The organism is Rhodococcus sp. P4_F3_2 (assembly GCF_056401335.1).
The window spans coordinates 1-25021 of the sequence record NZ_JBFUJN010000024.1; the positions used below are offsets into that span (position 1 = coordinate 1).

Below are 25021 nucleotides of genomic sequence, written 5' to 3' on the forward strand. Positions count from 1 at the left end.
AGACCGTTGACCGGCTCGTCGAACAACAGCACCTTCGGATCGCCCAACAACGCACCCGCCAACCCGAGACGCTGCGACATACCGAGCGAGAACCCGCCGGCCTTCTTGCCCGCCACCTCGGACAATCCGACCAACCCGAGCACCTCGTCCACGCGGGACTTCGGGATCCCGTTCGAAGCAGCCATCCACTGCAGATGCGCCCGCGCACTGCGATTGGGGTGCACCCACTTCGCATCCAACAACGCGCCGACAGTCCGCAGCGGCGTCTTGAGCTCGCGGTACGGCTTGCCGTCGATCAACGCCGCACCCGACGTCGGCTGATCCAAACCCAGGATCATCCGCATCGTCGTCGACTTACCCGCACCGTTCGGGCCCAGGAAGCCCGTTACGATGCCCGGTTTGACCGTGAACGACAAATCGTCCACCGCTTTCGTCGGTCCGTAAACCTTGGTCAATCCCCTCAGTTCAATCATGAGGAGAACTCTGCCCTACCGACAATGACCAGCACATCGGCCACAGGTCTAGTTCCGAGTGGTACTCAGGTAGGACATGAGTCCGGGCAATTCGGGCAGAACCCCGAGAAATCACCCGGATCTCGTCCCTCAGGACGACGCTTGAGCCCAGAATCGCTTGGGGATCCGGCCGGCGTGCCGCGCCTCGAAACCTGCCACGACAGCGTGACGCATCGCCGACGCCATCAGCGCGGGATTCTTGGCCCGCGTCACCGCTGTCGCAAGTAGGACCGCGTCGCAGCCCAACTCCATGGCAAGGGTGGCGTCGCTGGCCGTTCCGATCCCGGCGTCGAGGATGACGGGCACCCCGGCGCGCTCGACGATCATCTCGATGTTGTGCGGATTCGCGATACCAAGCCCGGTGCCGATGGGTGAACCGAGCGGCATGACCGCGGCGCAGCCGACCTCTTCGAGGCGAAGCGCCAGCACCGGATCGTCCGTCGTGTACGGCAGAACGGTGAATCCGTCGTCCACCAATTGTTCTGCGGCGGAGACGAGTTCGATTGCGTCGGGCAGCAGTGTCCGCTCGTCGGCTATGACTTCGAGTTTGACCCAGTTCGTCTCGAGCGCTTCGCGTGCCAACTGCGCCGTCAGGACCGCTTCGGCGGCGCCCCGACACCCGGCGGTGTTCGGCAACGGTTCGATTCCGAGGCGACGAAGCAGGTCCAGAACGCCGGTGCCGCCGGCCGCGTCGACTCGCCGCATCGCGACGGTGGTCAGTTCGGTGCCGGAGGCGACGAGCGCTTCCTCGAGCACCGCAAGGTTGGCGGCGCCGCCTGTTCCGGTGATGAGCCGGGAACCGAAGCTGCGGCCAGCGATAGTGAGAAGGTCCTGCTCAGCCACCCTGCACCGCCGTGAGGATCTCGATTTCCCAACCACGTCCGACGGATTCGTCCCAACGCCCGCGAGGAAAGAGCGCACCGTCGACGGCGACGGCGATACCCTTGCTCGGCAACTCGAGGTGCGTCAGTAGCTCGGTCACCGTGACTGCTCGATCGAACTCGAGATCTTCGCCGTTGACGGTGATCCCGATCGGGACCTGCTCACTCATGAATTTTCCTTAACTACTGCGAACCGCTCGGGTTCGGTTCCTTTTACCTCGACCAAAGATGTGCCGTTCAGCAACGCGACCGTCGCATCGGCGGTGACAGGCGTCAGCAGGACACCGTTGCGTCCGTGTCCGGTGGAGACGACAACACGATCGGACACGCGCCCGATCAACGGCAGGTTGTCCGGCGTCATGGGACGCAGGCCTGCCGCGCATTCGTACAGTTCGTATTCGCCGATCGCCGGCATCAGCGCCTCGGCGTCGTTGATCAGGTCCCGTACTCCGGCCATCGTGACCTGCGTGTCCTCACCGGACTCGTATTGTGTTGCGCCGACGACGATTCCGTCACCGCGCGGGACGAGGTAGGCGGGCCGCCCGTGGACGCTTCCGCGGATGGTGCGGCTGGGCGCCGGGGTGACTCCAGGCCTACTCCGCAGGCGAAGGATTTCGCCCTTGACCGGGCGTACCGGTAACCCGGGCCACAGCTTGGGTGACGCGATACCGGCGGTGAGCACGATCTGATCGGTGTCGAGTTCGGCGAGGTCGTTGACGGCACGCGCGATCAATTCGACGCCGGATTCCGCACAGGCCTTCTGCAATGCCTCCAGCAGAAGTCTGTTGTCGACGGCGGACTCACCGACAGCCATCAGTCCCGACCGGATGCCCCGGCCGAGCATCGGTTCGAGTTCGCGGATGCGGGCGCGACCGAGAACTTCGAGTTCATGGCCCTGCGCGGTCACCCACTCGGCGATGGTCTGCAGGTCCTGCGCGTCGGCCGCATCGAGTGCAACCGTCAGCGAACTGTCCGCGGTGAAGACCGATGGCCCGAACTTTCCGAGCTCCTCACCGAACGTCGGCCACCGTTCCAGGGACGCTGCACCAACCGTCAACGCTGTCTCTTCACCCGGCCAGCCTTCGGAAAGCGGGGCGAGCATTCCGCCCGCCACCCACGAAGCACCTGATCCAATGGACGGGTCGTGCAACCGAACGGACCACCCGTCGCGGGCTGCTCGCCACGCAATGGCGAGACCGATGACACCGCCGCCGACAACCGACACCGTACGAGCGTGTGTACTCACGAAACTCCACCTCCACTTCCTGCGCCGGCATGATCCGGGTCAGGTCTGACGGTCGGGATCTGGTCGCGATCCCCTCTCAGCCCCACGAACCTCGCAGTCACGACAAAAAGTGACAGCGACGTTTCAGGACTCCCGTGTCGAACCTTGCTCCCTAGAGGCTACCGTTTGCTCCGTGCACCCCACACATCCCAGTAACGTCATCGACCGGCGCGAGCGCCTGGCAGCAGCACGGCTGTACCTGTGCACCGACGCGCGCCGCGAGAAAGGCGACCTCGCGCAGTTCGCCGAGGCAGCCTTGTCCGGCGGAGTCGACATCATCCAATTGCGTGACAAGGGCTCTGCCGGTGAGCGCGAGTTCGGCCCGCTCGAGGCCAAGGACGAACTGGTAGCACTGGGCATTCTCGCGGCCGCAGCGCGACGCCACGGCGCATTGTTGGCAGTGAACGATCGCGCGGATCTCGCGATGGCTTCCGGTGCCGACATCCTCCACCTCGGGCAGAACGACATTCCCGTCCCCTACGCACGAACCGTTGTCGGTGAAGACGTCGTCATCGGGCGTTCGACGAGTAGTCGCGCGCAGGCGAGTCTGGCCGCAATCGAAGAGGGCGTCGACTACTTCTGCACCGGGCCGGTCTGGGCGACACCGACCAAACCGAATCGAAGTGCGTCCGGTCTGGAACTGGTTCGATCGACCGCCGACGCCGCACCGCCGCGCCCCTGGTTCGCAATCGGCGGCATCGACGAGGAACGCCTGCCGGAGCTGCTCGATGCCGGTGCCACGCGCATCGTCGTCGTGCGGGCAATCACGCAGGCGTCGGATCCCCAGGCGGCTGCGCAGCGCCTCGCCGCCGCCGTCGCTGGACGCTGAAAACCGGTAACTGGCGACCGTCAACTGTTTGCCGGGCGATTTCTGCACAGTTACGGGTCAGCACGCCTGACTCGAAACATGAACGGAAGTTGTCCGATCAGACAACAAACCCCCAGTTCCTAGGTGCGATTGGATGTCCGAAAAGTCGGATTAAGTGATCTTGATCACAGTTATTTCGATTGCGTGTCGCATCCCATTCGGTTTGTTGTAGTTTACTCCCAGTTACTAACTGAAACCTAGGAGCACTAAATGGGATCCCTCGACACCGGCTCGCTCAGCACCGAATCGCTCGAAGACCTGAACCTCGGCAAGATCAGCGAGCTGCTCAAGCTCGGTATCACCGCGGTCAGCTTCATCACGGCGCTGAACTCGCTCAGCTGAGCCTCGTTTCGGTCGACGACCGAAACACAGAAGGGCCGGACTCCTGAGGGGTGTGTGGGTCGCCGGCCTGTAGGTCTTCGGTCTCGGCTGGTACAGGCGCAGTTCGGAGCTCGGGCCACGAGGAACCGAATCCCGGATGCAATGGCAGCGAATCGACGTCGGCTTCACGCACCCACCGCAACTCGGTGCTCTCACCGTTGGCAACCGTCGACAGCGGATGCGCCGCATCAGCCACGACGGTGGTGTAGGTCCACCCGCTGTCCGCGTGCATCGTCACTACCTCACCGCGGACGCGAACGGCGTCTTCGGCGATTCCGGCTTCTTCGTGTGCCTCCCGGACAGCGGCGTGCGTCGTGCTTTCGTGTGAGTCCCGTGCTCCACCGGGCAATGCCCAGGTACCACCTTGATGGCTCCACGCCGCACGATGCTGCAGCAAGACCAGGGGCGATCCGTCCGAATCGGGGGCGCGCAGAAGCAGTCCAGCGGCTCCGTGTTTACCCCAATGCCGAGTACCGTCCGGTCCGATCGACCAACCGTCACCGTCACCACGCATCGACTACCTCGCTCCGCCTGCTCTCGCCGTTGTCCCACACTAACCGTTTCAAACTGCTCCAGGTGTAGGTGATGCTTATATGCTCGCGAAGATGCCCTGAATCATTTCTCGGCGGCATCATTTCTCGGTAGCCCGCCTACAGCGAAGTGAGGTGCTCGATGGTCGACCGTGTCGTCCCGTCCATCGAACCCCGGTCGCTGCCGCCCGCCGAGGGCACTTCGGTATCGGCGGAGGACGAGCGAGCACTTCTGCGGCGCGAACTCCAGGCATTCATGTCCTCGACGCCTGGCCGGTTGACCGTCGTCGGAGTGATCTTGATTGCGATCACCTTGATCGCCGGACTCCTCGCCACCGCAGCGATCGAGAACCGACAGGCGAACCTCGACCTCCTCCTCGTCGAAACCGAACCTCTCGCCAACTCGGCCCAGAACCTCTACAGCGCGTTGTCTTTGGCAGACGCCGCCGCGGCCACCGCCTTCATCTCCGGCGGCCTCGAACCCGCCGAAGTACGCGACCGATACACGCAGTCGATCGGTGAGGCGTCGGCGGAGATCGTCCAGGCGTCGGCCGGTCTCGACTCGACTGATCTTGCCGGGCACAGCGCGTTGACCACCATCTCGACCGACCTCTCCGTCTACACCGGGCTGGTCGAAACTGCACGGGCGAACAATCGCGTCGGAAACCCGGTCGGGGCAGCATATTTGAGCGAGGCCTCGCAGTTGATGCAGACCTCGCTGCTGCCGATGGCTCAGCAACTGCACGCCTCGCAGGAGACCCTGGTCTCGCAGGTACAGCGCGATTTCGAGACTCCACCGTGGTGGCCGATCGTGGCATTCGTCCTCGTGCTGTGCGCGCTGGTGGCAACACAGGTGTACTTCTCCCGCAAGAGTCGCCGACGCTTCAATCTCGGGTTGATCCTTGCCTCGCTCGCCGTCGCGGCTGCGCTGCTGTGGCTGCTCACCGTCGGACTGGTGTCCGCACTTGCCACCGGACGTGCACTCGACGCGGGCGCCGAGCCACTGCACGAACTGACCGAGGCCCGGATCATGGCACAGCAGGCACGTACCGTCGAAACCCTCACGTTGGCGAGACGGGATTCAACTGCCGAGGACAACGTGACGTTCACTCGCAAGGTCGACGCCCTGCGCGACATCCTCGAGGGCCTACGCAGCGACGAACGCGCCCGAGTGAACAACGAGGTGCTGACCGCCGCACTGGATTCGCGCGAGCAATGGGTGGCTGCGCACACGCGCATGTACGACCGTCTCGGGACCGGCGACTTCACTTCCGCTGCCGCCATCACCATCGGCTCCGGAGAACAGGATTCGGCCGCGGAATACGGAAAGCTCGATCACGAACTCTGGCAAGGAATCGTGGATTCGCGCACAAATCTTCGGTCCGACGTCTCGTACGCCTCACGTGTGTTGGCTGCCTCTGCACCGGGCATGACTGTATTGGCAGTTCTCGGAGTTGCCGGAATCTTCATCGGGTTCTGGCCCCGACTGCGGGAGTATCAGTGACGGGAGTACCGGAGATGCGGAGGAAGCTCCCGGCCGTGTGCGTCGCGGTTCTGGCAGCGTCCGTGCTGGCGCTCGCCGGTTGCGGTGCAGATCGAGCCGAAGACCTGAACAACGCGGCCGCCACGTCGTACACGGAACCGCCGCTGCCGGCCGAGGCCACCATCGCGCCCAGCCCGACACCGACGACTACCGCGTCGTGCACCAACCTCACTGCAAGCCTGCGCCCCACACCCGCAGACGCATCTCCGCAGCCACCCACGCCGAGCCTCGACGCCATCCGCGCCCGCGGGCGGCTGATCGTGGGCCTGGACACCGGTTCCAACCTCATGAGCTTTCGCGATCCGGCGACCGGACGCCTCGAAGGCTTCGACGTGGACATCGCCCGCGAGATCGCCCGCGATCTGCTCGGCGACCCGGAGAAGATCGAGTACCGAATCCTGACCTCGGACGATCGGATCGCCGCACTCCAGGAATCCATGGTTGACGTGGTCGTCAAAACCATGACCATCACGTGCGAGCGGCGCGAGAAGGTCGACTTCTCGACGCAGTACTTCTCCGCCGAGCAACGAATTCAGGTCCTGCAGGGTTCACCGGTACGCGGCATCGCCGATCTCGCAGGCAAGCGAGTCTGCGCTGCCCGGGGAACGACGTCGGCTACGCGAATCCAGGAGCTCCAACCCGAAGCCACCGTCGTGACCGTCCCGATGTGGTCCGACTGCCTCGTCGTCCTCCAGCAGGGGCAGGTGGACGCGATCAGCACCGATGACACGATTCTCGCCGGACTCGCCTCGCAAGACCCGTATCTCATGATGGTCGGTGGTTCGTTGGGCGTCGAGCCCTACGGAATCGGAGTGAACAAGGACAACCCCGACTTGGTCCGATTCGTCAACGGAACCCTCGAGCGAATCCGGGGTGACGGGACCTGGAACCGTATCTACGACCGTTGGCTCAGCGTCCTCGGTCCGTCACCCGGTCCCCCGCCGGCCGTCTACCGGGATTGAGGCTGACATGACCGAAGAATCCGGCCCCGAGCCCGACGCCACGCAAGCCTCCGTACCCCCCGAGCCTGACTCCACGCAGGCAGTTCACCGCGAGCCTGACTCCACGCAGGCAGTTCACCGCGAGCCTGACTCCACGCAGGCATCCCTACGCTCCGAACCCGAAGCCACCGGTGCCTACGAGCGCCTCGAACCGACCTCGGCCCAAATACGAGGAACCACGCCGTCCGCATCCTCCTCCCCTACCGGCCGCTCCACTCGATCCCGCCGCAGCCGGTCGGGACGAAAGCTGCGCCTCGGCGGCGGCCTGGTCGAAGTTCCCCCCGTCCCGCAGATCGACCCCGCATCTGCGGTGATGAGTGACCCGACGGTCCCCGAGCGCAAACGGTTCTGTTGGAAATGCAACGAACCGGTCGGCCGTAAGAGCGCAAGCACCAAGGCAACTCAGCACGGCACCTGCCCCAAGTGCGGTTCCACTTTCGACTTCCGCCCACTCCTCGAAGAGGGCGAATTGGTATCAGGTCAGTACGAGGTTCAAGGGCCCATCGCGCACGGCGGCCTCGGATGGATCTACCTCGCGATCGATCGTAATGTCAGCGACAGGTGGGTAGTTCTCAAGGGACTCCTGCATTTCGGTGATTCCGAAGCGCAAGCCGTTGCGGTAGCCGAGCGTCAGTTCCTCGCCGAGGTCGCCAACCCCAGCATCGTCAAGATCTTCAACTTCGTCGAGCATCCGCGCCCGGACGGGACACCCATGGGGTACATCGTCATGGAGTACGTGGGCGGACGATCATTGCGCGAGGTGCTGGCCGAATTCCCGGACGGCAAGCACATGCCGATCGAGCAGGCAATCGGCTACGTACTGGAAATCCTTCCGGCGCTGAGCTATCTGCATTCCACCGGCCTGGCGTACAACGACCTCAAACCCGAGAACGTGATGGTCACCGAGGACCAGCTGAAGCTGATCGACCTCGGCGCCGTATCCGGAATCGAAGACTACGGATACCTGTACGGCACTGCCGGCTATCAAGCGCCGGAGATCATCGAGACCGGCCCGACCATCGCCTCCGACATCTTCACCGTTGGAAGAACACTCGCGGTTCTCACCCTCGACATGCCCTCGAAGCACGGACGGTACCTCGACGGCCTTCCCGAACCCGAGGACGAGCCACTACTGCGCGACAACGAGTTCTTCCACCGCCTGCTTCTGCGCGCCACCGACCCGGATCCGAAGAAGCGTTTCCAGTCGGCCGAGGAGATCGCGGGCCAACTCACCGGCGTTCTGCGAGAAATCCTCGCGGAGCAGACCGGGCAGGAGAATCCCGGGCTCTCGCTCGTGTTCAGCAGGCAGCGAACGTCTTTCGGCACCGATGAATTGGTCGGGCAAACCGATGTGTACGTCGACGGTGTCAGCCACGACGCTGCTCTCGATCCGCGCGAAGTTGCGCACGCACTTCCCATCCCGTTGGTCGACCCCACCGATCCCAGCGCGCCGTTGCTGGCGGCAGCGGTGCACAGCGAACCGTCTCAGACTCTCGATGCGTTGAAACACGCCCGCGAGAACGGAATCGACCGAACGTCAGGCACACCGGCGGCCGCCATCTCCGGCGAGGTCCGACTGGCCGAGGCCAAGGCTCATCTCGATCTCGGCGATCCGGAGACCGCGCTGAGTGTTCTGGACGAACTCCAGCAGAGCATCGGTGATCACTGGAAGATCGAGTGGTATCGAGGGCTTGCAGCGTTGCAACTGGACCGATTCGAGCCCGCCTTCAGTCATTTCGAGACCGTCCTGACGGCTCTGCCGGGCGAGGCTGCACCCAAACTCGCGTTGGCGGCGACAGCAGAACTGATCCTCCAGCATTGGGAGAGCGACGACCCGGACCAATGGTGCCGCTTCTCGGAGAAGTACTACCGCACCGTCTGGCGGACCGAACGGAACTACGTCAGCGCAGCATTCGGGCTCGCCAGGCAACTCGCCGATCACGGCAACAAGAAGGCAGCCATCGCCGCCCTCGACGAAGTTCCCACGTCTTCCCGGCACTACAACGTCGCACGGATGTCGAGCGCTCTGACGATGCTGTCCGGCGTTCCGATCGCCGAACTCGACGAATCGACTCTGAGGGAAGCCGCCCGTCGCGTTCGCGCGCTACCGGCCGAGGAGAGCCGAAGTCTGCAGATGCGAACCCTGGTGTTGGGCACGGCACTCGATTGGATTCGCTACGGAAACCGCTCGCACACCGAACTCGAACCCATCCTCGACCTGCCATTCACCGAGCAGGGTCTGCGCACCGGAGCCGAAGCCTGCCTTCGCGCCCTCGCCCGCGCCACGACCTCCCGCACGCACCGCTACGCCCTCGTGGACCGGGCGAACGCGGTGCGTCCGCGCAGCAATTTCTGACGCGCTCCCCGAGATTTACAGCGCGGCCACCAAAGCCTTCGCCGCGCGGGCGATCGCCAACTCCTCGTTGGTGGGGACCACCAGCACCTCGACGGCCGACGTGGATGCGGAGATACGACGCTCGTCGCGGCTCTTCGCCTCGTTGAGAGTCGGGTCGACCTCGATTCCAAGACGGGAGAGGCCGGCCAGGCTGTCGCGTCGTACGTCGATGTTGTTCTCGCCAACACCGCCGGTGAAGGTGATGACGTCGACGCCACCGAGTTGAACGATGAAGGCGCCGATGTACTTACGGAGCATGTGTACGTAGACGTCGTATGCAAGTTGTGCGTCTTCGTCGCCGCCCTCGATCAGTGCGAGCAGGGCACGGAAATCGTTGACTCCCGACAGTCCCTTCAAACCGGAACGACGGTTGAGGAGGTCGTCGATCTCGTCGACCTTCATTCCCGAGTTGCGATTGAGGTGCAAGATGATGCCTGGGTCGATGTCGCCGCTGCGGGTGCCCATGACAAGACCCTCGAGCGGGGTGAGGCCCATCGTGGTGTCGATAGCCTTGCCGCCCTTGATTGCCGAGGCCGAAGCGCCGTTTCCGAGGTGCAGAACGATCTGATCCAGCTCGGCCGGATCCTTGCCGAGGAAGTCCGCGACTCGTCCCGACACGTATTCGTGCGAGGTCCCGTGGAAGCCGTATCGACGAATCTGGTTGGCCTTGGCCACATCCCGATCGATCGCGTAGGTCGACGCTGCGGCGGGCAGCGTGTGAAAGAAGGCAGTGTCGAACACTGCTACGTGCGGAACGTCTGGCAGTTCTTCGCGCGCCACCTCGATACCGATCACGTTGGCGGGATTGTGCAGCGGCGCAAGGTTCGACAAATCCTCGATGGCTTTCACGACGCCGTCGTCGATGAGCGTCGGCGAATAGAAGATGTCACCACCGTGCACGACTCGGTGACCGACGGCGATGATTCCTGCCTCKCTCAGCGGCCGTCCGACCTCGGCGACGATGTCGAGCACCATCTTCAGTCCCGCACGGYGATCGGCGATGGGGAGGCTGCGGTCTTCGACTCCGGTGCGGTGGTTGTAGACGATGTGGCCGTCGGGTTCACCGATGCGCTCGATGAGGCCGTGCGCTACCGATTCCGCTGTATCCGGATGCACGAGTTGAAATTTGATCGATGACGAGCCGGAATTGATGACCAGTACGGTGCCGTCGCTCACGCTTACGCTCCCTGTGCCTGTATTGCCGTGATAGCCACGGTGTTGACGATGTCCTGAACCAACGCTCCACGCGAGAGATCGTTGACCGGCTTGTTCAGTCCCTGCAGAACCGGGCCGACGGCGATAGCGCCGGCGCTACGCTGCACTGCCTTGTAGGTGTTGTTGCCGGTGTTCAAGTCCGGGAACACGAACACCGTGGCCTTGCCCGCCACCAGAGAATCCGGCATCTTCTTGTCAGCGACACTCTGCTCGACGGCCGCGTCGTACTGAATGGGCCCTTCCACCAACAGGTCCGGTCGGCGCTCGCGCACCAAGGCGGTCGCGGTGCGAACCTTGTCGACGTCGGCTCCACTGCCCGAATCGCCGGTGGAGTACGAGAGCATCGCAATGCGCGGATCGATACCGAACTGCGACGCCGTCTGTGCGGACGAGATCGCGATGTCCGCCAACTGCTCCGACGTCGGGTCCGGAACCACGGCGCAGTCACCGTAGGAGAGAACGCGGTCGGCCAGGCACATCAGGAAGATGCTCGAAACCGTCGAAACTCCGGGGGCCGTCTTGATGATCTCGAACGAGGGCCGGATCGTGTGAGCGGTGGTGTGGGCGGCACCGGAGACCATGCCGTCGGCAATACCCAAGTGCACCATCATCGTTCCGAAGTACGAGATGTCGGCGATCACCTCGCGTGCCCGCTCGATGGTCATGCCCTTGTGCGCCCGCAGCGCGGTGTATTCCTGTGCGAAGCGCTCGGTGTACTCGGACTGCGCGGGCGCGAGTACCTGCGCGCCGCTGATGTCCACGCCGAGTTCCGCTGCGCGTCGACGCACACTGGGTTCGTCGCCGAGGATCGTCAGGTCGGCAACCTGGCGCTGCAGCAGCCGGCCGGCCGCGCGCAGGATCCGGTCGTCGTCACCCTCCGGGAGGACGATGTGCTTGCGATCGCGTCGAGCGCGGTCGATGAGCTTGTACTCGAACATCTGTGGGGTCACGACCGACGGAATCGGCAGTGCCAGTCGGTCCATCAGGACGTCGGCGTCGACGCGCTGTTCCATCAAGCTCAGCGCAGTGTCGACCTTTCGCTGCGAACCGACTGCCACGCGTCCGCGGGTTTGGGCTGCAGCGCTTGCGGTGTCGAAAGTGCCGAGGGTTGTCGTGAGGATCGGAAGACGCTGTTTGAGGCCGGCCATCAACGCCGCGATGGCCGGGTGCGGGGTGATCCCGCCATTCATGATGATGCCCGCGAGCGACGGAAATCCCTCCGCCTCATGCGCATTGAGCAACGCGAGCAGCACGTCCGAGCGGTCACCCGGTGCGATGACGACCATGCCCTCGACCAGACGCTCGAGGATGTGCTCGGCGGTCATGCCGCCCACCATCACCTTCAGTGCCTCACGGTGCAGCAGTTCCGGGTCACCCGAGTACAACTCGCCGCCGGTGGCTTCCATCAACTCGGCCATCGTGGGTGAGACGAGCAACGGAATCTCCGGCAGGCTCCACGTCGGAACACCGATGTCGGACAGGGCTGCGGTGACCTCGTCGAGCTTGTCGGGATCGCAGCGATTGGCGACGACCGCGAGCAGGTGAGCGTGGTTGGCAGCCAACTCGGCGGCGCACAGGTGCGCGAGCTGAGCAACCTCCTCGACGCTGCGCCGAGCGCCTCGAACCGCCAACAGGACCGGCGCTCCCAGGTTCACGGCGATGCGGGCGTTGAAGCTCAGTTCGCTGGGGCTTGCGACGTCGGTGTAGTCACTTCCGATGATCACGACGGCGTCGCACTGCTCGGCCACGGTGTGGTACTTCGCGACGATGTCGGCCAGTGCGGCTTCCGGATCGGCGTGAACTTGCTCGTAGGTGACGCCGAGCGCGTCGGCGTAGGAGAGATCGGCAGTGGTGTGCTCTAGCAGCAGTTCGAGGACGTAGTCGGTTTCCTCGGTCGAGCGGGCGATCGGGCGGAAGACACCGACCCGGGCGACGGTCGCGCACAGCATCTGCAGTACGCCAAGCGCGATGGTGGATTTTCCGGTGTCACCTTCAGGGGAGGCGACGTAGACACTCGACACGGCAGCGGGCGCTTCTGGCATGCCCAACAGCCTAGTGTGGGCCGCCGCCCACCTTGCCACTGATCGTGGTCACGCTCACGGTGCAGCCGACAACCGGCCGCTACGAGAAAGACGAACGGTGCCTGCCACACGTCGAGTGGCAGACACCGTTCAGTTGATCTCGAGGATCAGCCAAGAGCACGCAGGCGGGGCGCGAGGTCACGCTCGAACAGTTCGAGGAAGCGGCGCTGATCGTGGCCCGGTGCGTGGAACACCAGGTGATTGAGACCGGCGTCGACGTAGGCCTTGACCTGCTCGACGGCGTCGTCGGGATCGGAAGCGACGATCCAGCGCTTGGCCACCTGCTCGATGGGCAGAGCGTCGGCAGCTGCTTCCATTTCGATCGGATCCTCGATGCTGTGCTTCTGCTCCGGCGTCAGGGACAGCGGCGCCCAGAAGCGCGTGTTCTCGAGTGCAGCCTCGGGGTCGGTGTCGTAGCTGATCTTGATCTCGATCATCTTGTCGATGTCGGCGACGTCGCGCTCGGCCTTGGTTGCGCCCTCGGCTACGGCGGGAAGCAGCTTCTCGGTGTAGAGCTCCATGCCCTTGCCGGAAGTGCAGATGAAGCCGTCACCGGCACGTCCCGCGTACCRGGCGACAACGGGTCCACCGGCCGCGATGTACACGGGAATTCCACCCTCGGGGACGTCGTAGATCGACGCGCCACGAGTGGTGAAGTACTCGCCTTCGAAGTCGACACGATCGCCCAGCCACAGCTCACGCATCAGCCGCACCGACTCACGCAGGCGCGCGAAGCGTTCCTTGAACTCGGGCCACTCGCCCTGGAAGCCGGTGGCGATCTCGTTGAGTGCCTCACCGCTGCCGACACCGAGCATGATGCGCCCCGGGTAGAGACATCCCATCGTCGCGAACGCCTGAGCGATGACCGCCGGGTTGTAGCGGAACGTCGGCGTCATCACGGACGTGCCGATCTGCACGCGCTCGGTGCGCTCACCGACGGCCGTCATCCAGGCGAGCGAGAACGGCGCGTGTCCACCGTTGTGGCGCCACGGCTGGAAATGATCGCTCACCGCAACGGAATCCATGCCGTGCTGCTCTGCCAGAACTGCCAGCTCTACCAGTTCGCGAGGGCCGAATTGCTCAGCCGATGCCTTGTATCCGAGCTTGAGTTCCTGCGCCACCGTGCACTCCCTTGTCGTCTGTTTCGTTTACTTCTCTGACTTGCTTCTCGTACTTTGCAGACTATCCAGACACCGCTCGGACTTCTCTGCGTATCTCAGCGAGGTATCTCAACGAGCGAGGCTGGTAACCACCGTTGCCACGCCGGCCGCGACGGCAACCCCGGCCAATGCCAGTGCGAACAGCCACAGCGCATGCGGTTCCGGCATCGCCGCTCCGTCCTCGAGCGCCTTCTTCACCTGTAGCCAGCGTCGCATACCGACGAGGGCGGCTGCTGCCGAGAGTGCGATCAACGTCAGACCGAGCGCCGTGCGAACCCACCCTGTACTCCACTCGGGGACCAACTGGACGACGGCGATGCCGCCCGCCAGCAGGGCAAGCGAGCTACGCATCCACGCGAGGAAGGTGCGCTCGCTGGCAAGGGTGAATCGCTCGTCCGGGCGGTTCGGTTCACTCATGCGTGCTCGCCTCCGTGGGGTGCCACCAGATCCGGGTCCTGACGCCAGTCGTAGACGACCTCGGTGCGCAGAACGATGTCCTGCAACGATCGTCGCCGTCGATCGACCGCCGACCACAGCAATCCGAAGGCGAAGAGCACACAGAGCACCGCACGGATGAAGGCGAGCGGCCAACGGACCAACCGGTGACCCGACGTGATCACCCGCAACCCCATCACGAGGGAACCGACAGTTCGGCCGGTGGTCGCCCAGCAGGCAGTCAGGTAGGCCACCGAGACGCCGAGAAATGCCGTCGTGGACAGGAAGATTCCCGGTTCCGAGAACGTGAAACTCTGCGGCGAGAAGAGCAATCGAACAAAGGCCAAGGCCACGTACACGGAACCCATCAGGATCAGCACGACGCCCAGGTCGATCAGTCCGGCGAGGCCACGGGTGACGATTCCGGCCGGGCCGGAATTCTCCTGGGCCACTAGCGTTCACCTGCGTTCGTGTCCGGATGCGGCTCGTGTGAGGGTGGTGCGTTGTCGCGGCCGAACAATCGTCCGACGAACCCGGCGACAGCGTCGTCCGCCTGCATCCCCTGCACGCGCGCCCCGTGCACGGCTTCGGTGGAGAGTGAACCGGTCGATTCACGAATCATCTGTGGGAGGTCGACACCCTCGATGACCTGGTCGGCGATCTTGAGGAGGTCGACGCGGTCGATCTGGCGCTCGAGGTCGACGCTGTCGACGATGCCGTCGAGGTCGAGGCGATCGATCACTGCTTTGACGTCGAGTCGGCTTGCGATCGCATCGACGTCGACGCGATCGATGATCGGTTCGAGCGAGACCCGTTCGGCAATCTTGTCCACGTCGATGTTCTCGGCGATCTTGTCGATGTCCACGTGGTCCACGACGATCTTCGTGATGTCGACTTCGGCAAGAGCAGCGTCGACGACAGCTTTGATCACCGTTCTCAACGTGGAATCGGCAAATTCCGCTGTCGAGCGAATCGCTTYCGTGCCGCGGGTGGCGACCTGGGTGATCGCGTCGTCGAGTGCGTCACCGACAACGGGGATCCGCTGCACCGAATCAATGGYGAGACCAGCGGTTCTGCGCGCCGCACCAGCCGTGATCGCGGCCAGCCCGAAGGCCAGCCGAATCACGTCGGATTCGGGGTGATGCGACTGCGATCCCACGCAATTGTCTCCATCTTCTTACCGGACTGTTATCCGGACATTCGTCACTCTCCTTCGCATTGTGCCACTGTTGGTAGGCACAAATACGCTGTCCGGCTTGCGCCAGGGGGAAATAATGAAGGCACGTCGATTCACGGCCCGCTTGACGATGGCGGTGGCCATGGCTGCCGGCTTTCTCGGCCTCAGCACGCCGACCGCGAGCGCGGATTCAGTGGTCAGCCGCATCGATGTCTACTCCCCCTCCATGGACCGCTGGATCGCCAACGACGTGATTTCCCCGGCCGGCGGTGGCCCCGCCCCGACCTTCTACCTGTTGACCGGCGTCGGCGGCGGTGAGGACGGGATCTCTTGGTTCAACAACACCGGAGTTCGTGACTTCTTCGACGACAAGCACGTCAACGTGGTCATGCCGGTCGGCGGCAAGTTCAGCATGTACACCGACTGGAACGCCGACGATCCGGTGCTCGGCCGCAACAAATGGCAGACCTACCTCACCAAGGAACTACCGGCAGCGGTCAACGCTCGATACAACACGACCGGCGTCAACGCACTCGGCGGCGTGTCGATGGCCGGTGGACCGGTTCTGGACCTCGCGATCCAGTCGCCTGGCACCTACCGCGCCGTCGGCTCGTACAGCGGCTGCCCGCGCGCCGGCGACCCGCTCGGCCAGGCAGCGGTGCGCTCGATGGTCGAGATACTCGGCGGAGGAAACGCGGCCAACATGTGGGGGCCGTGGGGTAGCCCGCAGTGGGCAGCGCACGACCCGCTGATCAATGCCGAGAAACTGCGCGGCACAGCGCTGTTCATCTCCACCGGCAACGGCCTTCCCGGTCCGGTGGACGGAATCAACTCACTGGCGATGGCTGCCGGAGTCGTTCCCGGCGCTGTGCTCGAAGGCATCACCAACATGTGCACCGCTGCCCTACAGGGTCGATTCGGTCAGCTCGGCATCCCCGCGACGTTCAGCTTCCGACCTGAAGGCACCCACACCTGGGGACTCTTCGAAGCCGACATGCGTGCGTCGTGGCCGATGATCGCGGGCGCGATCGGGGCGTGAGCCTCACGGCCCGCCTTTCAAGCCATGGCGTCAGGTGAGACTGCGCGCCCAGTCCCGCATCCCGGCGGGGCCGGTGCCAGTGGCGTATTCAGCGAACAACCTTCGCGATTCGTCACGGCGAATTCCGCCGAGCACTTCACGCGGTTTACGGAAAAACGGAAGCTCCTCAGGCGGCGCCCAAAGCTCCACGAGTTCCCTTGCACCGTCGTTCGGGGATTCGAGAGCGAACCACACCCGGGTCACACCGAGTGTGATCGCGGCACCCATGCACATCAGGCATGGTTCGAGATTGACCGCCAATGTCAATTCTCCTGACGCTCGAGTGAACCCGAGAGCCTCGTCGGCCTGCAAGAGCGCTTGAAGGTCCGCATGGACTACCCGTCGGCCGAGTGCCCGTTCTTGCGTATACGCCCGCCCGAGCACACGGTCGTCGTCGAACACGACTGCGCCGATCGGCATCTCCCCGAGTTCCATGCCCTCACGCGCTACGTCAAGAGCAAGCGAAAGCGCATCTCGGGGCGAAAACATCACTCGACACTAATGGACAAAGGCAAGCTCATGCTGCCAGTAGTGCGGGTAGTCCCCATTCCTTGGCAAGCAGCTCGTACGAGCGCAGGCGATCCTCGTGCCGATGGGTCACCCCGGTTATCACCAATTCGTCCGCTCCAGTGAGCTTCTGCAAACTGTCGAGCCTGTCGGCGACGGTGGTGGGTGAACCGACGAACTGCGTGATCAGCCGATCCTCCACTACTGCTTTGTCGGCATCGGAAAGTGGGAGCGCTGTGGCCGGATCGGGGTACGGGATGGCGCCGTGTCCGCTGCGAATGCTGTGCGTCCAGTGCGCGAAGGTCGACGCCAACTCCCTCGCCGTCGCATCGTCTTCCGCAGCAACAACATCCGCGGACACGACCACGTACGGCTCCGACAGAACTGCCGACGGTCGGAATGCTGCTCGGTATGCCTCGACGGCATCGAGCGTACTCGAGGGCGCCACATGGTAATTCGCGCCGAACGGCAATCCGAGTCGTCCGGCGAGTTCGGCACTGGGGCCTGCGCTGCTTCCGAACACCCACAATTCGACGTCGGCGTCCTCGCCGGGACTGGCGTGCAAGTCGATGCCGTCGCGGGTGCGGTGGGTGCCGTTCAGGAGCGAGAGTATGTCGTCGACCTGCTGCTCGAAATCCGGCGCCTGCGCGCCCGGAAACGCCAATGCCTCGAACGACGCCTGCAATCTCGGTGACGTGAGAAGACCGGTTGGATCGAAGGGCGCCGGGATCACGACGCCGTCGCGTACGACGGTCTCCCGCTTCGATTCTGCCGGGGCAGGCGTTCCGGCAGCGACGGCACGAAGTGCCTCCACCCGACGCTGCCCGCTGCGCCCGATACCGAGATCGATACGACCCGGATACAACGCTTCGACGGTACCGAAGGCCTCGACCACCTGAGCTGCCGTGTTGTTGCCCAGCAGCACTGCGGCCGAGCCGACGCGAATGGTGTTGGTCGCGGCCGCAATCAGTCCGACCAGAACGGCCGGTGACGAGCTGGCTACGCCGACGAAGTGGTGTTCGGCGACCCAGTACCTCTTGTATCCCCACGCTTCGGCAGAACGAGCGAGGTCCAGCGAGTTCCGCAAGGCCTGGCGGGCCGTTTCACCCTCACTGATCGGCGAGAGGTCGAGTACGGACAGCGGCGCGCTCACCTCGGTGCGCTTCCGTCGCGGGTATTCGGTGTCTTCTCGCCGGCTTCCACCGCGAACGGCAAACGATTCTCGGCGGGGGCGACGGGGCACGTCGCGTAATCGGTGAAGGCGCAGGGCAGGTTCGACGCCCGATTGAAATCGAGGACTACCGCGCCACCGGGCTCCGGTGCACTCACGTGCAGCGAGCGTGCGGCCGGGTAGGTGGACACACCACTGGTCGCGTCGGTGAACAGGATTTGAAAGCCGTTGTCCTTGCCCGCGAACGCAATCAGAGTCCGGGTTTCTCCGTCGTGTTCGAAGCTGATGGTTCCGCGGGCGTCGTGATGATGCTCGAGGCGCTCGACGACCGCACCTGTCGTCACCGTGCGAGCCTCCTCGAAAGCTGTGAAGACACCCTCGATGCGCCACTGCGGGTTCGGCTCGAAGGTCGGGATACCACTGAACTGCGCCAATGTCGGGGCCGACGAATCGTGGATCCGCAGAGCCACCTCGCCGGTGCGGCGGATGACCTCGACCAACCGCGCGCCCTGCTTGACGATCAGTCCCGGCGCACCCTCGATCGGATTCAGAGTGACTGAACCGTCCACTGCGACGCCGTCGATCGAGAGGTCGTCGGCCGGCGTCGCGGTGACGACAACGGCATTCGCGTCGGCGCGCCACGCACCGGGCAGGTCCGTGAAGGTGGAATCGGTGTCAACCAGCCAATGCAACGCAGTCAGGCTCAGCCAGCCGAGCGGTTCGCTGAAGGTGGCGTCGCGCGAGGCATGCCAAGCATTCCACTCGCCGGTGAAGGTGCTGGTGGAAGTGTCGGTAACGGTCATGATGCGCGGACTCCTTCAGCCTGCTCGTACGGGTGGCGCAGCCCGAGATGGCTGCGCAGGGTGGTTCCTGAGTATTCGGTCCGGAAACTGCCGCGGTCCTGTAGTTCTGGTACGACGGTGTCGATGAACTCGTCGAGGCCCGCGGGGGTGATGTGGGGAACGAGGATGAATCCGTCGCTCGCGTCGCCCTGGACGTAGGTGTCGATCTCGGCAGCCACCTCCGCTGCACTACCCACGAACTGTTGGCGGGCAGTTACTTCGATGATGAGTTCACGGATGCTGAGGTTTTCGGCCTCGGCCTTGGCGCGCCACTGATCTGCGACCGCTCGCGGATCCTTGACGTGGCGGACGCGTCCGCGGGTGATGTTGACGTCGTCCGACGGATCTTCCTTCGGCAACGGGCCGTCGGCGTCGTACTGGGAAAGGTCTCTGCCCCAGACTTGTTCGAGAAAAGCGATGGCAGTCTGGGGTCCGACCTGCTGCCGCCGGATGTGATACGCCTTCTCCTGTGCGTCCGCGGCGTTGTCACCGAGCACGAAGGTGGCGGCGGGGAGAATCTTGAGGTCTGCGTGCGTGCGTCCGTACTTGGCCAAGCGTCCCTTTACGTCGGCGTAGAACGTCTTGCCTGCTTCGAGCGTTCCGTGCCCGGTGAAGATGGCGTCTGCCTTGGCGGCGCCGAACTCGCGTCCTTCGTCAGAGTCACCTGCCTGCAGCAGGACTGGGTGTCCTTGGGGACTCCGAGGTACTTCGAAGCGTCCGGTGATGTCGAACTGCTTACCGGAGTGTTGGAACTGACCGACCTGCTGGTCGGTGGCAAAAACGCCGCGCTCACGGTCGACGATCGGACGATCGATGCTCCAACTGTCCCACAGCGTCCGTACTGCGTCGACCAACTCGTTTGCGCGTGCGTACCGCTCGGAATGCTCCAGATACCCACCGCGGCGAAAGTTCTCACCGGTAAAGGCATCCGAAGAGGTGACCAGATTCCACGCGGCGCGGCCGTCGGAGAGATGATCAAGCGTCGAGAACTGCTTGGCCAACTCGTACGGCTCGTTGAACGTGGTGTTGATCGTCCCGGCCAGACCGAGATGCGTTGTCACACCGGCAACCGCGTTGAGAATACTGAACGTATCCGGGCGACCGACCACGTCGAGGTCGTGAATCTTGCCCTGATGCTCGCGCAGGCGCAAACCCTCTGCGAGGAAGAAGAAGTCGAACAATCCGCGTTCGGCACTGCGGGCGAGATGCTCGAACGAGCTGAACTCGATCTGGCTCTTGGACGCCGGATCGGTCCACACCGTGGTGTTGTTCACGCCGGGGAAGTGAGCACCCAGGTGAACTTGCTTGCGAATCCTGTTCTGTGTCATCGGTGTTCCTGTTCTTTGCTCGCGTTACGCGAACTGATTGACGGGCAACTCGAAACCCAACCGCTCGCGCAGCGTCGGGCCGGTAGTCGGTCGCGGATTGAGAGTCGGCACCACGTCCGCCGCGATCTTCTCCACTGCGGCAGCCAAAGCCAAGGGACGCAGGACAACACCGTCGACCCCGGCCAGCCCACCGATCTCGCGAAGGAGGACAGTCAGGCCGGCGCTGTCACCGCGATAGAACAGCGAGTGCGGGGCGTACGGCGCTCCCGCCCATTCCTCGAGTTCGGCCAGAGCGTCGTCGGCGGCTCCGCGATCAGCGCCGAGAAGCACGTCGACGTCGAGGAGAACCCTGACGCTGCGCCCGAGGGCAGCGGCATTCGCGTGGACCAACTTGGCCGTGGCGTTGGCCTCGCCGAGGTCGGTTGCCGAGATCCGAATCAGATCTCCGCGCGCAACAGCGAGCTCGCGTGCCTCCGGCCTGCTCGCGTCGACGGCGATCAGCGGCTGCCCCTGCGGGGAGCGCGGCGTGATGGACGGCCCCTTGACGGAAAAGTTCTTTCCCTCGAAGTCGATGTAGTGCAGCTTGTCTCGATCGATGAATCGTCCGCTCGCAGCGTCCCGTATCTCGGCGTCGTCCTCCCAGCTGTCCCACAGCCGACTGACCACCTCGACAGCCTCGGACGCTTCCTCCCACGCGGGCTCGGGGCCCTGCACTGCCTTTCGGCCGAACAACGACGCCTGCTCAGCGGTGTCGGACACCGCGACCTGCCAGCCGGCCCGCCCCGCTGAGGAGTAGTCGATACTCGCGACGGCCTTGGAGATGTGGAACGGCTCGGTGTGCGTGACTGTCGCAGTGGGGATCAGGCCGATACGCGAGGTCACAGCACTCAGCCGCGCCGCAGTTGCAACCGCCTCCAATCTGCCCCGCACTGCGTGCTGGCCCTCGGATTGCAGTCCGAACGAGTCAGGGAGGAACGCCAGATCCACCCCACCCCGATCCGCGGCGGTCACCAGGTCCACCCAGTACGAGGGCGTGAACAGATCTTCGGCGCGCGAATCCTCGCGTCGCCAGGAGTACGGATGAGCTCCGGTTCCCTCGAATTCGAGGCCGACCAGGAATGCTCCGGAACTACGCTCGGACATGTTCGGCCTTTCGTGTCGAATGATCCCGCCCGGGGATCGCGTCGAGAAGTGTGCGTGTGTACTCGTTTCGGGGATTGTCGAAAATCTCGGTGGTAGTGCCGATTTCGAGCAATCGCCCGGCCTGCATGACGCCGACGACGTCGCTGATCTGGCGAACAACCGCAAGATCGTGGGAGATGAAGAGATAGGTCAGGCCCAGTTCGCGCTGCAACTCGTCGAGTAGCGCCAGAATCTGCGCTTGCACCGAGACGTCGAGAGCGGACACAGGTTCGTCGAGAACGAGCAGGTCCGGCTTCAACGCAAGCGCACGAGCGATCGCCACCCGTTGACGCTGGCCGCCCGAGAGTTCGGCCGGTTTGCGGCTCAGGAACTGCTCGGGAAGTGCAACCTGATCGAGCAACTCTGCTGCACGACTCTGTTGCTGGCTGCGTCCACCAACCTTGAAGGCCCGCAGCGGCTCCGCAACGATGTCCTGGACGGACAATTTCGGGTCGAGTGATGCATAGGGGTTCTGGTACACGAGCTGGATCTTTCGGCGCAGCTCGCGCAGATCGCTGCCCTTGACCTTCGTGATGTCGTGTCCGTCGAAGGAGATGGTGCCGGCATCTGCCTGCTCCAACCGCACGGCGATGCGCGCCGTGGTCGACTTGCCGGAGCCGGACTCCCCCACCAACGACACCGTCTGACCACGCGGAACAGTCAGCGATACCTCGTTCACCGCGGTGATCGAACTCCCGCGTCCGACGTTGAAACGCTTGGTGATTCCGGTCAACGTCAGCAGCGGGCTCGTATCCTGACGGACCGGCCGATCGACCGGTCCCGAGGACAGGCTCGGAGCCGAGTCGAGCAGCTTCTTCGTGTACTCGTGTCGCGGGTTGTCCAGAATATCTGCGGTGCGGCCGGATTCGACGATCCTGCCGCCCTGCATCACCAGGATCCGGTCCGCGCGGTCTGCGGCCACACCCAGGTCGTGCGTGATCAGGAGCACGGCGGCACCGGATTCGGCGATTCGCTCGTCCAAGTGGTCGAGGATGCGTCGTTGAACCGTGACGTCCAGAGCGCTGGTCGGCTCGTCGGCGATGATGAGGGCGGGGTTCGCGACGAGCGCGATACCGATCAGAACGCGTTGCCGCATACCGCCGGAGAGCTCGTGCGGGTATTGGCGCGCTCGGATTTCCGGCCGGTCGATACCCGCGCGCTCGAGCACCTCGACGGCGTCCAACCGGGCTTTGCGACGGTCTGCGAGGCCGTGGATCCGGAGGACTTCTGCAACCTGGTCGCCGATCCTCGTCACCGGGTTGAGCGAGGTCGTCGGATCCTGCGGCACCAAACCGATACGCGCGCCGCGGATTCGCTGCCACGCACGGTCGGAATACGAGTCGATCTGTTCACCCTCGAACTCGACGGTCCCGCCGGTGACGTGGCCACTGCCGGCGAGCAGACCCAATATCGCGTGTGCCGTGGTCGACTTACCGGAACCCGATTCCCCGACCACCGCAACTACTTCGCCCCGACCGACGGAGAAGCTCACGCCGGATACCGCGGGTTCGGCGCCGTAGGCGATCTGTAAGTCGGTGACGGAAAGCAACTGGTCCTCAGTCGTGCTCATCGCCGGTTGTTCCTTTCGATCTCGTGGCCGATACGGTGTGCCGAGATGACCACGGCGACAATCGCGAGACCGGGAAGTGTTGTCATCCACCAGGCATTGGCGAGGAAATTGCGTCCCTCGGATACCAGCGATCCCCATTCCGGGGTAGGCGGAACGGCGCCGAATCCCAAGAAGCTCAGAGCCGACACGGCTAGTACTGCCTGCCCGAACTCGACAGCGGACAGCGCGACCACCGGCGCGTAGGAGTTGGGAAGCACGTGCCGACGCAGGACACCGAGCCACTGCACACCTGAACTGAACGCAGCCTCGACGTACTGAGCTCCGCGCACCCGCATCACTTCGGCACGCATCACTCGCGCGAAATTGGCGACCATACTGACGCCGACCGCGATGGCGACGTTGATGGTGCCGAAGCCGAGTGCGGTGACAAGGGCCAACGAGAGCAGCAGTGCCGGAATGGACAGCAGCACGTCGACGATGCGCATCAGCACGGCGTCGACGACGCCACCGACAAAGCCCGCGAGCAAACCGATTATCGATCCCGCCACCAATGCGATTCCGACCGCCACCAAGGTTGCGGTCAGGGACAGCGCGGCGCCGTGCACGAACCGTGTGTACAGGTCACGTCCGAGATTGTCGGTTCCGAACCAGTGAGCCAGGCTCGGGCCCTGCAGTTTGTCCGCCGGGACACCGGACAACGGATCGCCGCTGGCGAAAAATCCGGGTGCGACGGCAAAGCCGATGGCAAGCAACACGATCAACACCGGAATCACCAAGCCGGGCTTTCGGATCCAGCCGATGGCCGTGGACTTTCGGCGCGAAACAACAGGTGTCTTCGCCTCGACGCTCGGATCGAGGAGTAGGGGTTCGATCAATGTGTCAGACATGAGCCGGCTCCAGATCGGTCGAGCTTTCGGTATTCGACTTTTCGGTGTGACTCTTCTTCGTCTGGATGATCCGTGGATCTATCAAGGGGTAGAAGAGGTCGACCGCGAGGTTGACGAGCACGAACACGAGAGAGGCGAACACAACGACTCCCTGCACCACCGGGATGTCCTGCGCCATCACCGACGTCTGTGTCAGACGGCCGACGCCCGCGCGAGAGAACACCGTTTCCACAACCACCGAGCCGGCGAGCAGCGTGCCGACCAGCACACCGGCAATGGTGAATGCCGGAATGCTCGCCAGTCGCAACGCGTGACGGGTCTGCACGCGCCAACGGCTTGCGCCCTTGGCGTACGCAGTCTCCACATGCGGCGAACGTAGCGTCGACTGCAGGCTGGTCGTGAGCACCTGCGCGATCACCGCGCCGGTCGGGATCGCCAAGGTGATCGCCGGAAGAATCACCGTTGCGAATCCCTTGTCTCCGAATGCCGGGAAGATGTGCAGGCGGAACGAGAAGAGTTGCAGAAGAATCAGGCCCACCCAGAAAGTAGGCACTGCCACACCCAGCGGCGGCAAAGAGAACAACAGGTTCGCGAGCCACCGCTTGCGGGTGTAGGTAGCGAAGAACGCGATCGCCACTCCGAACAACACGGCCAGAACCAAAGCGGTGGTTGCCAGCACCAGAGTGCTGGGCAGCGCCGAGAAGATGGCATCCGTCACCGGCTGACCGGTGGAGATCGATGTACCGAAATCGCCGCGAAGAGCATTCGTCAGCGACGTCCAGTACTGCACCCACACCGACTGGTCCAAGCCGTACCGCGCCCGAAGCTGATCGAGCGCAGCCTGATCCACTGCGACACCCTGACCGGACGAGTCGGCAGCCATGCTGACGGGATCACTCGGCAGGAGGAACAGAATCACGAACGAGATGGTGAAGGCGGCCCACAGGACCACTGCGGCCTGACCCAGTCGGGTGAGTACGTATCGAGTCATG

General features: G+C 64.0%; 25 protein-coding genes and 1 riboswitch. Of the genes, 6 read left to right on the top strand and 19 right to left on the bottom strand.

Annotated elements, in window-relative coordinates; genetic code table 11:
* The 4 genes from AC1DWA_RS23260 to thiO form a co-directional block, all read right to left on the bottom strand.
* On the bottom strand, positions 1–473 hold a 473-nt coding region (locus AC1DWA_RS23260; RefSeq protein ID WP_477917094.1), incomplete at its 3' end, for an ABC transporter ATP-binding protein.
* Between the two features lie 129 nt (positions 474–602).
* Complete coding sequence (thiG, locus tag AC1DWA_RS23265; RefSeq protein ID WP_007726857.1) at positions 603–1355, bottom strand: thiazole synthase; 753 nt, start codon at positions 1353–1355, stop codon at positions 603–605.
* Positions 1348–1563, bottom strand: coding sequence for a sulfur carrier protein ThiS (gene thiS, locus AC1DWA_RS23270; protein ID WP_003944402.1), 216 nt, complete (start codon positions 1561–1563; stop codon positions 1348–1350). Before thiS ends, thiG begins: the two co-directional genes overlap by 8 nt.
* A complete protein-coding gene (gene thiO / locus AC1DWA_RS23275; protein ID WP_019749517.1) occupies positions 1560–2639 on the bottom strand; it encodes a glycine oxidase ThiO in 1080 nt (359 codons plus the stop codon). The genes thiS and thiO overlap by 4 nt, the downstream gene beginning before the upstream one ends.
* Positions 2639–2785, bottom strand: a riboswitch (TPP riboswitch). It overlaps the preceding gene by 1 nt.
* 26 nt (positions 2786–2811) lie before the next feature.
* On the opposite strand from thiO, the gene thiE reads away from it, so the two are divergent.
* Positions 2812–3507, top strand: a complete 696-nt coding sequence (gene thiE / locus AC1DWA_RS23280) for a thiamine phosphate synthase (protein ID WP_019749516.1) — start codon at positions 2812–2814, stop codon at positions 3505–3507.
* Positions 3508–3756: 249 nt separating this feature from the next.
* Positions 3757–3888 carry a hypothetical protein gene (locus tag AC1DWA_RS23285; RefSeq protein WP_003944354.1) on the top strand — a complete coding sequence of 44 codons (132 nt, stop codon included), beginning with the start codon at positions 3757–3759 and terminating at the stop codon, positions 3886–3888.
* On the opposite strand, the gene AC1DWA_RS23290 is transcribed toward AC1DWA_RS23285, so the two are convergent.
* Entirely contained in the window at positions 3881–4441 is a 561-nt protein-coding gene (locus AC1DWA_RS23290; RefSeq protein WP_477917097.1) for an NUDIX hydrolase, read from the bottom strand. The two genes, AC1DWA_RS23285 and AC1DWA_RS23290, sit on opposite strands and share 8 nt — an antisense overlap.
* Before the next feature lie 158 nt (positions 4442–4599).
* Here AC1DWA_RS23290 and AC1DWA_RS23295 point away from each other — a divergent pair, with 158 nt between their 5' ends.
* From AC1DWA_RS23295 to AC1DWA_RS23305, 3 genes are read left to right on the top strand one after another with little or no spacing between them, the layout of a single operon-like run.
* Positions 4600–5961, top strand: a complete 1362-nt coding sequence (locus AC1DWA_RS23295) for a hypothetical protein (RefSeq protein ID WP_020968848.1) — start codon at positions 4600–4602, stop codon at positions 5959–5961.
* Positions 5962–5975: 14 nt separating this feature from the next.
* Complete coding sequence (locus AC1DWA_RS23300) at positions 5976–6962, top strand: glutamate ABC transporter substrate-binding protein (RefSeq protein ID WP_020968847.1); 987 nt, start codon at positions 5976–5978, stop codon at positions 6960–6962.
* A gap of 7 nt (positions 6963–6969) precedes the next feature.
* The gene (locus AC1DWA_RS23305) at positions 6970–9357 is read left to right on the top strand and encodes a serine/threonine-protein kinase (protein WP_084324682.1); all 2388 of its coding nucleotides are present in this window, start codon (positions 6970–6972) and stop codon (positions 9355–9357) included.
* A 15-nt stretch (positions 9358–9372) separates the two neighbouring features.
* Here AC1DWA_RS23305 and AC1DWA_RS23310 read toward each other — a convergent pair whose 3' ends face one another.
* The 6 genes from AC1DWA_RS23310 to AC1DWA_RS23335 form a co-directional block, all read right to left on the bottom strand.
* On the bottom strand, positions 9373–10572 hold the full coding sequence (locus tag AC1DWA_RS23310) for an acetate kinase (protein ID WP_477917099.1): 1200 nt from the start codon (positions 10570–10572) through the stop codon (positions 9373–9375).
* A 2-nt stretch (positions 10573–10574) separates the two neighbouring features.
* Positions 10575–12653, bottom strand: coding sequence for a phosphate acetyltransferase (pta, locus tag AC1DWA_RS23315; RefSeq protein WP_477917101.1), 2079 nt, complete (start codon positions 12651–12653; stop codon positions 10575–10577).
* 146 nt (positions 12654–12799) lie between these two features.
* Positions 12800–13813 (bottom strand): glucose-6-phosphate dehydrogenase (coenzyme-F420), encoded by a 1014-nt coding sequence (gene fgd / locus AC1DWA_RS23320; RefSeq protein WP_477917103.1) that lies wholly within the window; start codon positions 13811–13813, stop codon positions 12800–12802.
* A gap of 108 nt (positions 13814–13921) precedes the next feature.
* A complete protein-coding gene (locus tag AC1DWA_RS23325; protein ID WP_019749510.1) occupies positions 13922–14269 on the bottom strand; it encodes a YidH family protein in 348 nt (115 codons plus the stop codon).
* Positions 14266–14739: an RDD family protein gene (locus AC1DWA_RS23330; RefSeq protein WP_019749509.1), complete on the bottom strand. Its 474-nt coding sequence runs from the start codon at positions 14737–14739 to the stop codon at positions 14266–14268. Before AC1DWA_RS23330 ends, AC1DWA_RS23325 begins: the two co-directional genes overlap by 4 nt.
* Positions 14739–15446: a hypothetical protein gene (locus AC1DWA_RS23335; RefSeq protein WP_477917105.1), complete on the bottom strand. Its 708-nt coding sequence runs from the start codon at positions 15444–15446 to the stop codon at positions 14739–14741. The genes AC1DWA_RS23330 and AC1DWA_RS23335 overlap by 1 nt, the downstream gene beginning before the upstream one ends.
* Before the next feature lie 115 nt (positions 15447–15561).
* On the opposite strand from AC1DWA_RS23335, the gene AC1DWA_RS23340 reads away from it, so the two are divergent.
* Complete coding sequence (locus tag AC1DWA_RS23340) at positions 15562–16503, top strand: alpha/beta hydrolase (protein ID WP_020968843.1); 942 nt, start codon at positions 15562–15564, stop codon at positions 16501–16503.
* Positions 16504–16533: 30 nt separating this feature from the next.
* Here AC1DWA_RS23340 and AC1DWA_RS23345 read toward each other — a convergent pair whose 3' ends face one another.
* Genes AC1DWA_RS23345 through AC1DWA_RS23380 form a run of 8 tightly spaced genes read right to left on the bottom strand, consistent with a single transcriptional unit; the run spans position 16534 to position 25020 of the window.
* Positions 16534–17031, bottom strand: coding sequence for a nucleoside deaminase (locus tag AC1DWA_RS23345; protein WP_257237362.1), 498 nt, complete (start codon positions 17029–17031; stop codon positions 16534–16536).
* A 28-nt stretch (positions 17032–17059) separates the two neighbouring features.
* Positions 17060–18202, bottom strand: coding sequence for an LLM class flavin-dependent oxidoreductase (locus AC1DWA_RS23350; protein WP_477845787.1), 1143 nt, complete (start codon positions 18200–18202; stop codon positions 17060–17062).
* Positions 18199–19023, bottom strand: coding sequence for a DUF1684 domain-containing protein (locus AC1DWA_RS23355; protein WP_099698624.1), 825 nt, complete (start codon positions 19021–19023; stop codon positions 18199–18201). Before AC1DWA_RS23355 ends, AC1DWA_RS23350 begins: the two co-directional genes overlap by 4 nt.
* Positions 19020–20390, bottom strand: a complete 1371-nt coding sequence (locus AC1DWA_RS23360) for an NtaA/DmoA family FMN-dependent monooxygenase (protein ID WP_060939867.1) — start codon at positions 20388–20390, stop codon at positions 19020–19022. The genes AC1DWA_RS23355 and AC1DWA_RS23360 overlap by 4 nt, the downstream gene beginning before the upstream one ends.
* A gap of 24 nt (positions 20391–20414) precedes the next feature.
* Positions 20415–21533, bottom strand: coding sequence for an LLM class flavin-dependent oxidoreductase (locus tag AC1DWA_RS23365; RefSeq protein WP_477845786.1), 1119 nt, complete (start codon positions 21531–21533; stop codon positions 20415–20417).
* On the bottom strand, positions 21520–23142 hold the full coding sequence (locus AC1DWA_RS23370) for a dipeptide ABC transporter ATP-binding protein (RefSeq protein WP_070797249.1): 1623 nt from the start codon (positions 23140–23142) through the stop codon (positions 21520–21522). The genes AC1DWA_RS23365 and AC1DWA_RS23370 overlap by 14 nt, the downstream gene beginning before the upstream one ends.
* Positions 23139–24029, bottom strand: coding sequence for an ABC transporter permease (locus AC1DWA_RS23375; protein WP_070797248.1), 891 nt, complete (start codon positions 24027–24029; stop codon positions 23139–23141). The genes AC1DWA_RS23370 and AC1DWA_RS23375 overlap by 4 nt, the downstream gene beginning before the upstream one ends.
* Positions 24022–25020, bottom strand: a complete 999-nt coding sequence (locus AC1DWA_RS23380) for an ABC transporter permease (RefSeq protein WP_070386603.1) — start codon at positions 25018–25020, stop codon at positions 24022–24024. Before AC1DWA_RS23380 ends, AC1DWA_RS23375 begins: the two co-directional genes overlap by 8 nt.
* Position 25021: the final 1 nt, after the last annotated feature.

Coding starts and splice junctions, on each gene's coding strand:
- AC1DWA_RS23345 (WP_257237362.1), bottom strand. CDS start 17,031: ATGTTTTCGCCCCGAGATGCGCTTTCGCTTGCTCTTGACGTAGCGCGT.
- AC1DWA_RS23285 (WP_003944354.1), top strand. CDS start 3,757: ATGGGATCCCTCGACACCGGCTCGCTCAGCACCGAATCGCTCGAAGAC.
- AC1DWA_RS23375 (WP_070797248.1), bottom strand. CDS start 24,029: ATGTCTGACACATTGATCGAACCCCTACTCCTCGATCCGAGCGTCGAG.
- AC1DWA_RS23300 (WP_020968847.1), top strand. CDS start 5,976: ATGCGGAGGAAGCTCCCGGCCGTGTGCGTCGCGGTTCTGGCAGCGTCC.
- AC1DWA_RS23370 (WP_070797249.1), bottom strand. CDS start 23,142: ATGAGCACGACTGAGGACCAGTTGCTTTCCGTCACCGACTTACAGATC.
- AC1DWA_RS23290 (WP_477917097.1), bottom strand. CDS start 4,441: ATGCGTGGTGACGGTGACGGTTGGTCGATCGGACCGGACGGTACTCGG.
- AC1DWA_RS23340 (WP_020968843.1), top strand. CDS start 15,562: ATGAAGGCACGTCGATTCACGGCCCGCTTGACGATGGCGGTGGCCATG.
- AC1DWA_RS23365 (WP_477845786.1), bottom strand. CDS start 21,533: ATGTCCGAGCGTAGTTCCGGAGCATTCCTGGTCGGCCTCGAATTCGAG.
- AC1DWA_RS23325 (WP_019749510.1), bottom strand. CDS start 14,269: ATGAGTGAACCGAACCGCCCGGACGAGCGATTCACCCTTGCCAGCGAG.
- AC1DWA_RS23380 (WP_070386603.1), bottom strand. CDS start 25,020: ATGACTCGATACGTACTCACCCGACTGGGTCAGGCCGCAGTGGTCCTG.
- AC1DWA_RS23295 (WP_020968848.1), top strand. CDS start 4,600: ATGGTCGACCGTGTCGTCCCGTCCATCGAACCCCGGTCGCTGCCGCCC.
- AC1DWA_RS23360 (WP_060939867.1), bottom strand. CDS start 20,390: ATGACACAGAACAGGATTCGCAAGCAAGTTCACCTGGGTGCTCACTTC.
- pta (WP_477917101.1), bottom strand. CDS start 12,653: ATGCCAGAAGCGCCCGCTGCCGTGTCGAGTGTCTACGTCGCCTCCCCT.
- AC1DWA_RS23355 (WP_099698624.1), bottom strand. CDS start 19,023: ATGACCGTTACCGACACTTCCACCAGCACCTTCACCGGCGAGTGGAAT.
- thiS (WP_003944402.1), bottom strand. CDS start 1,563: ATGAGTGAGCAGGTCCCGATCGGGATCACCGTCAACGGCGAAGATCTC.
- AC1DWA_RS23305 (WP_084324682.1), top strand. CDS start 6,970: ATGACCGAAGAATCCGGCCCCGAGCCCGACGCCACGCAAGCCTCCGTA.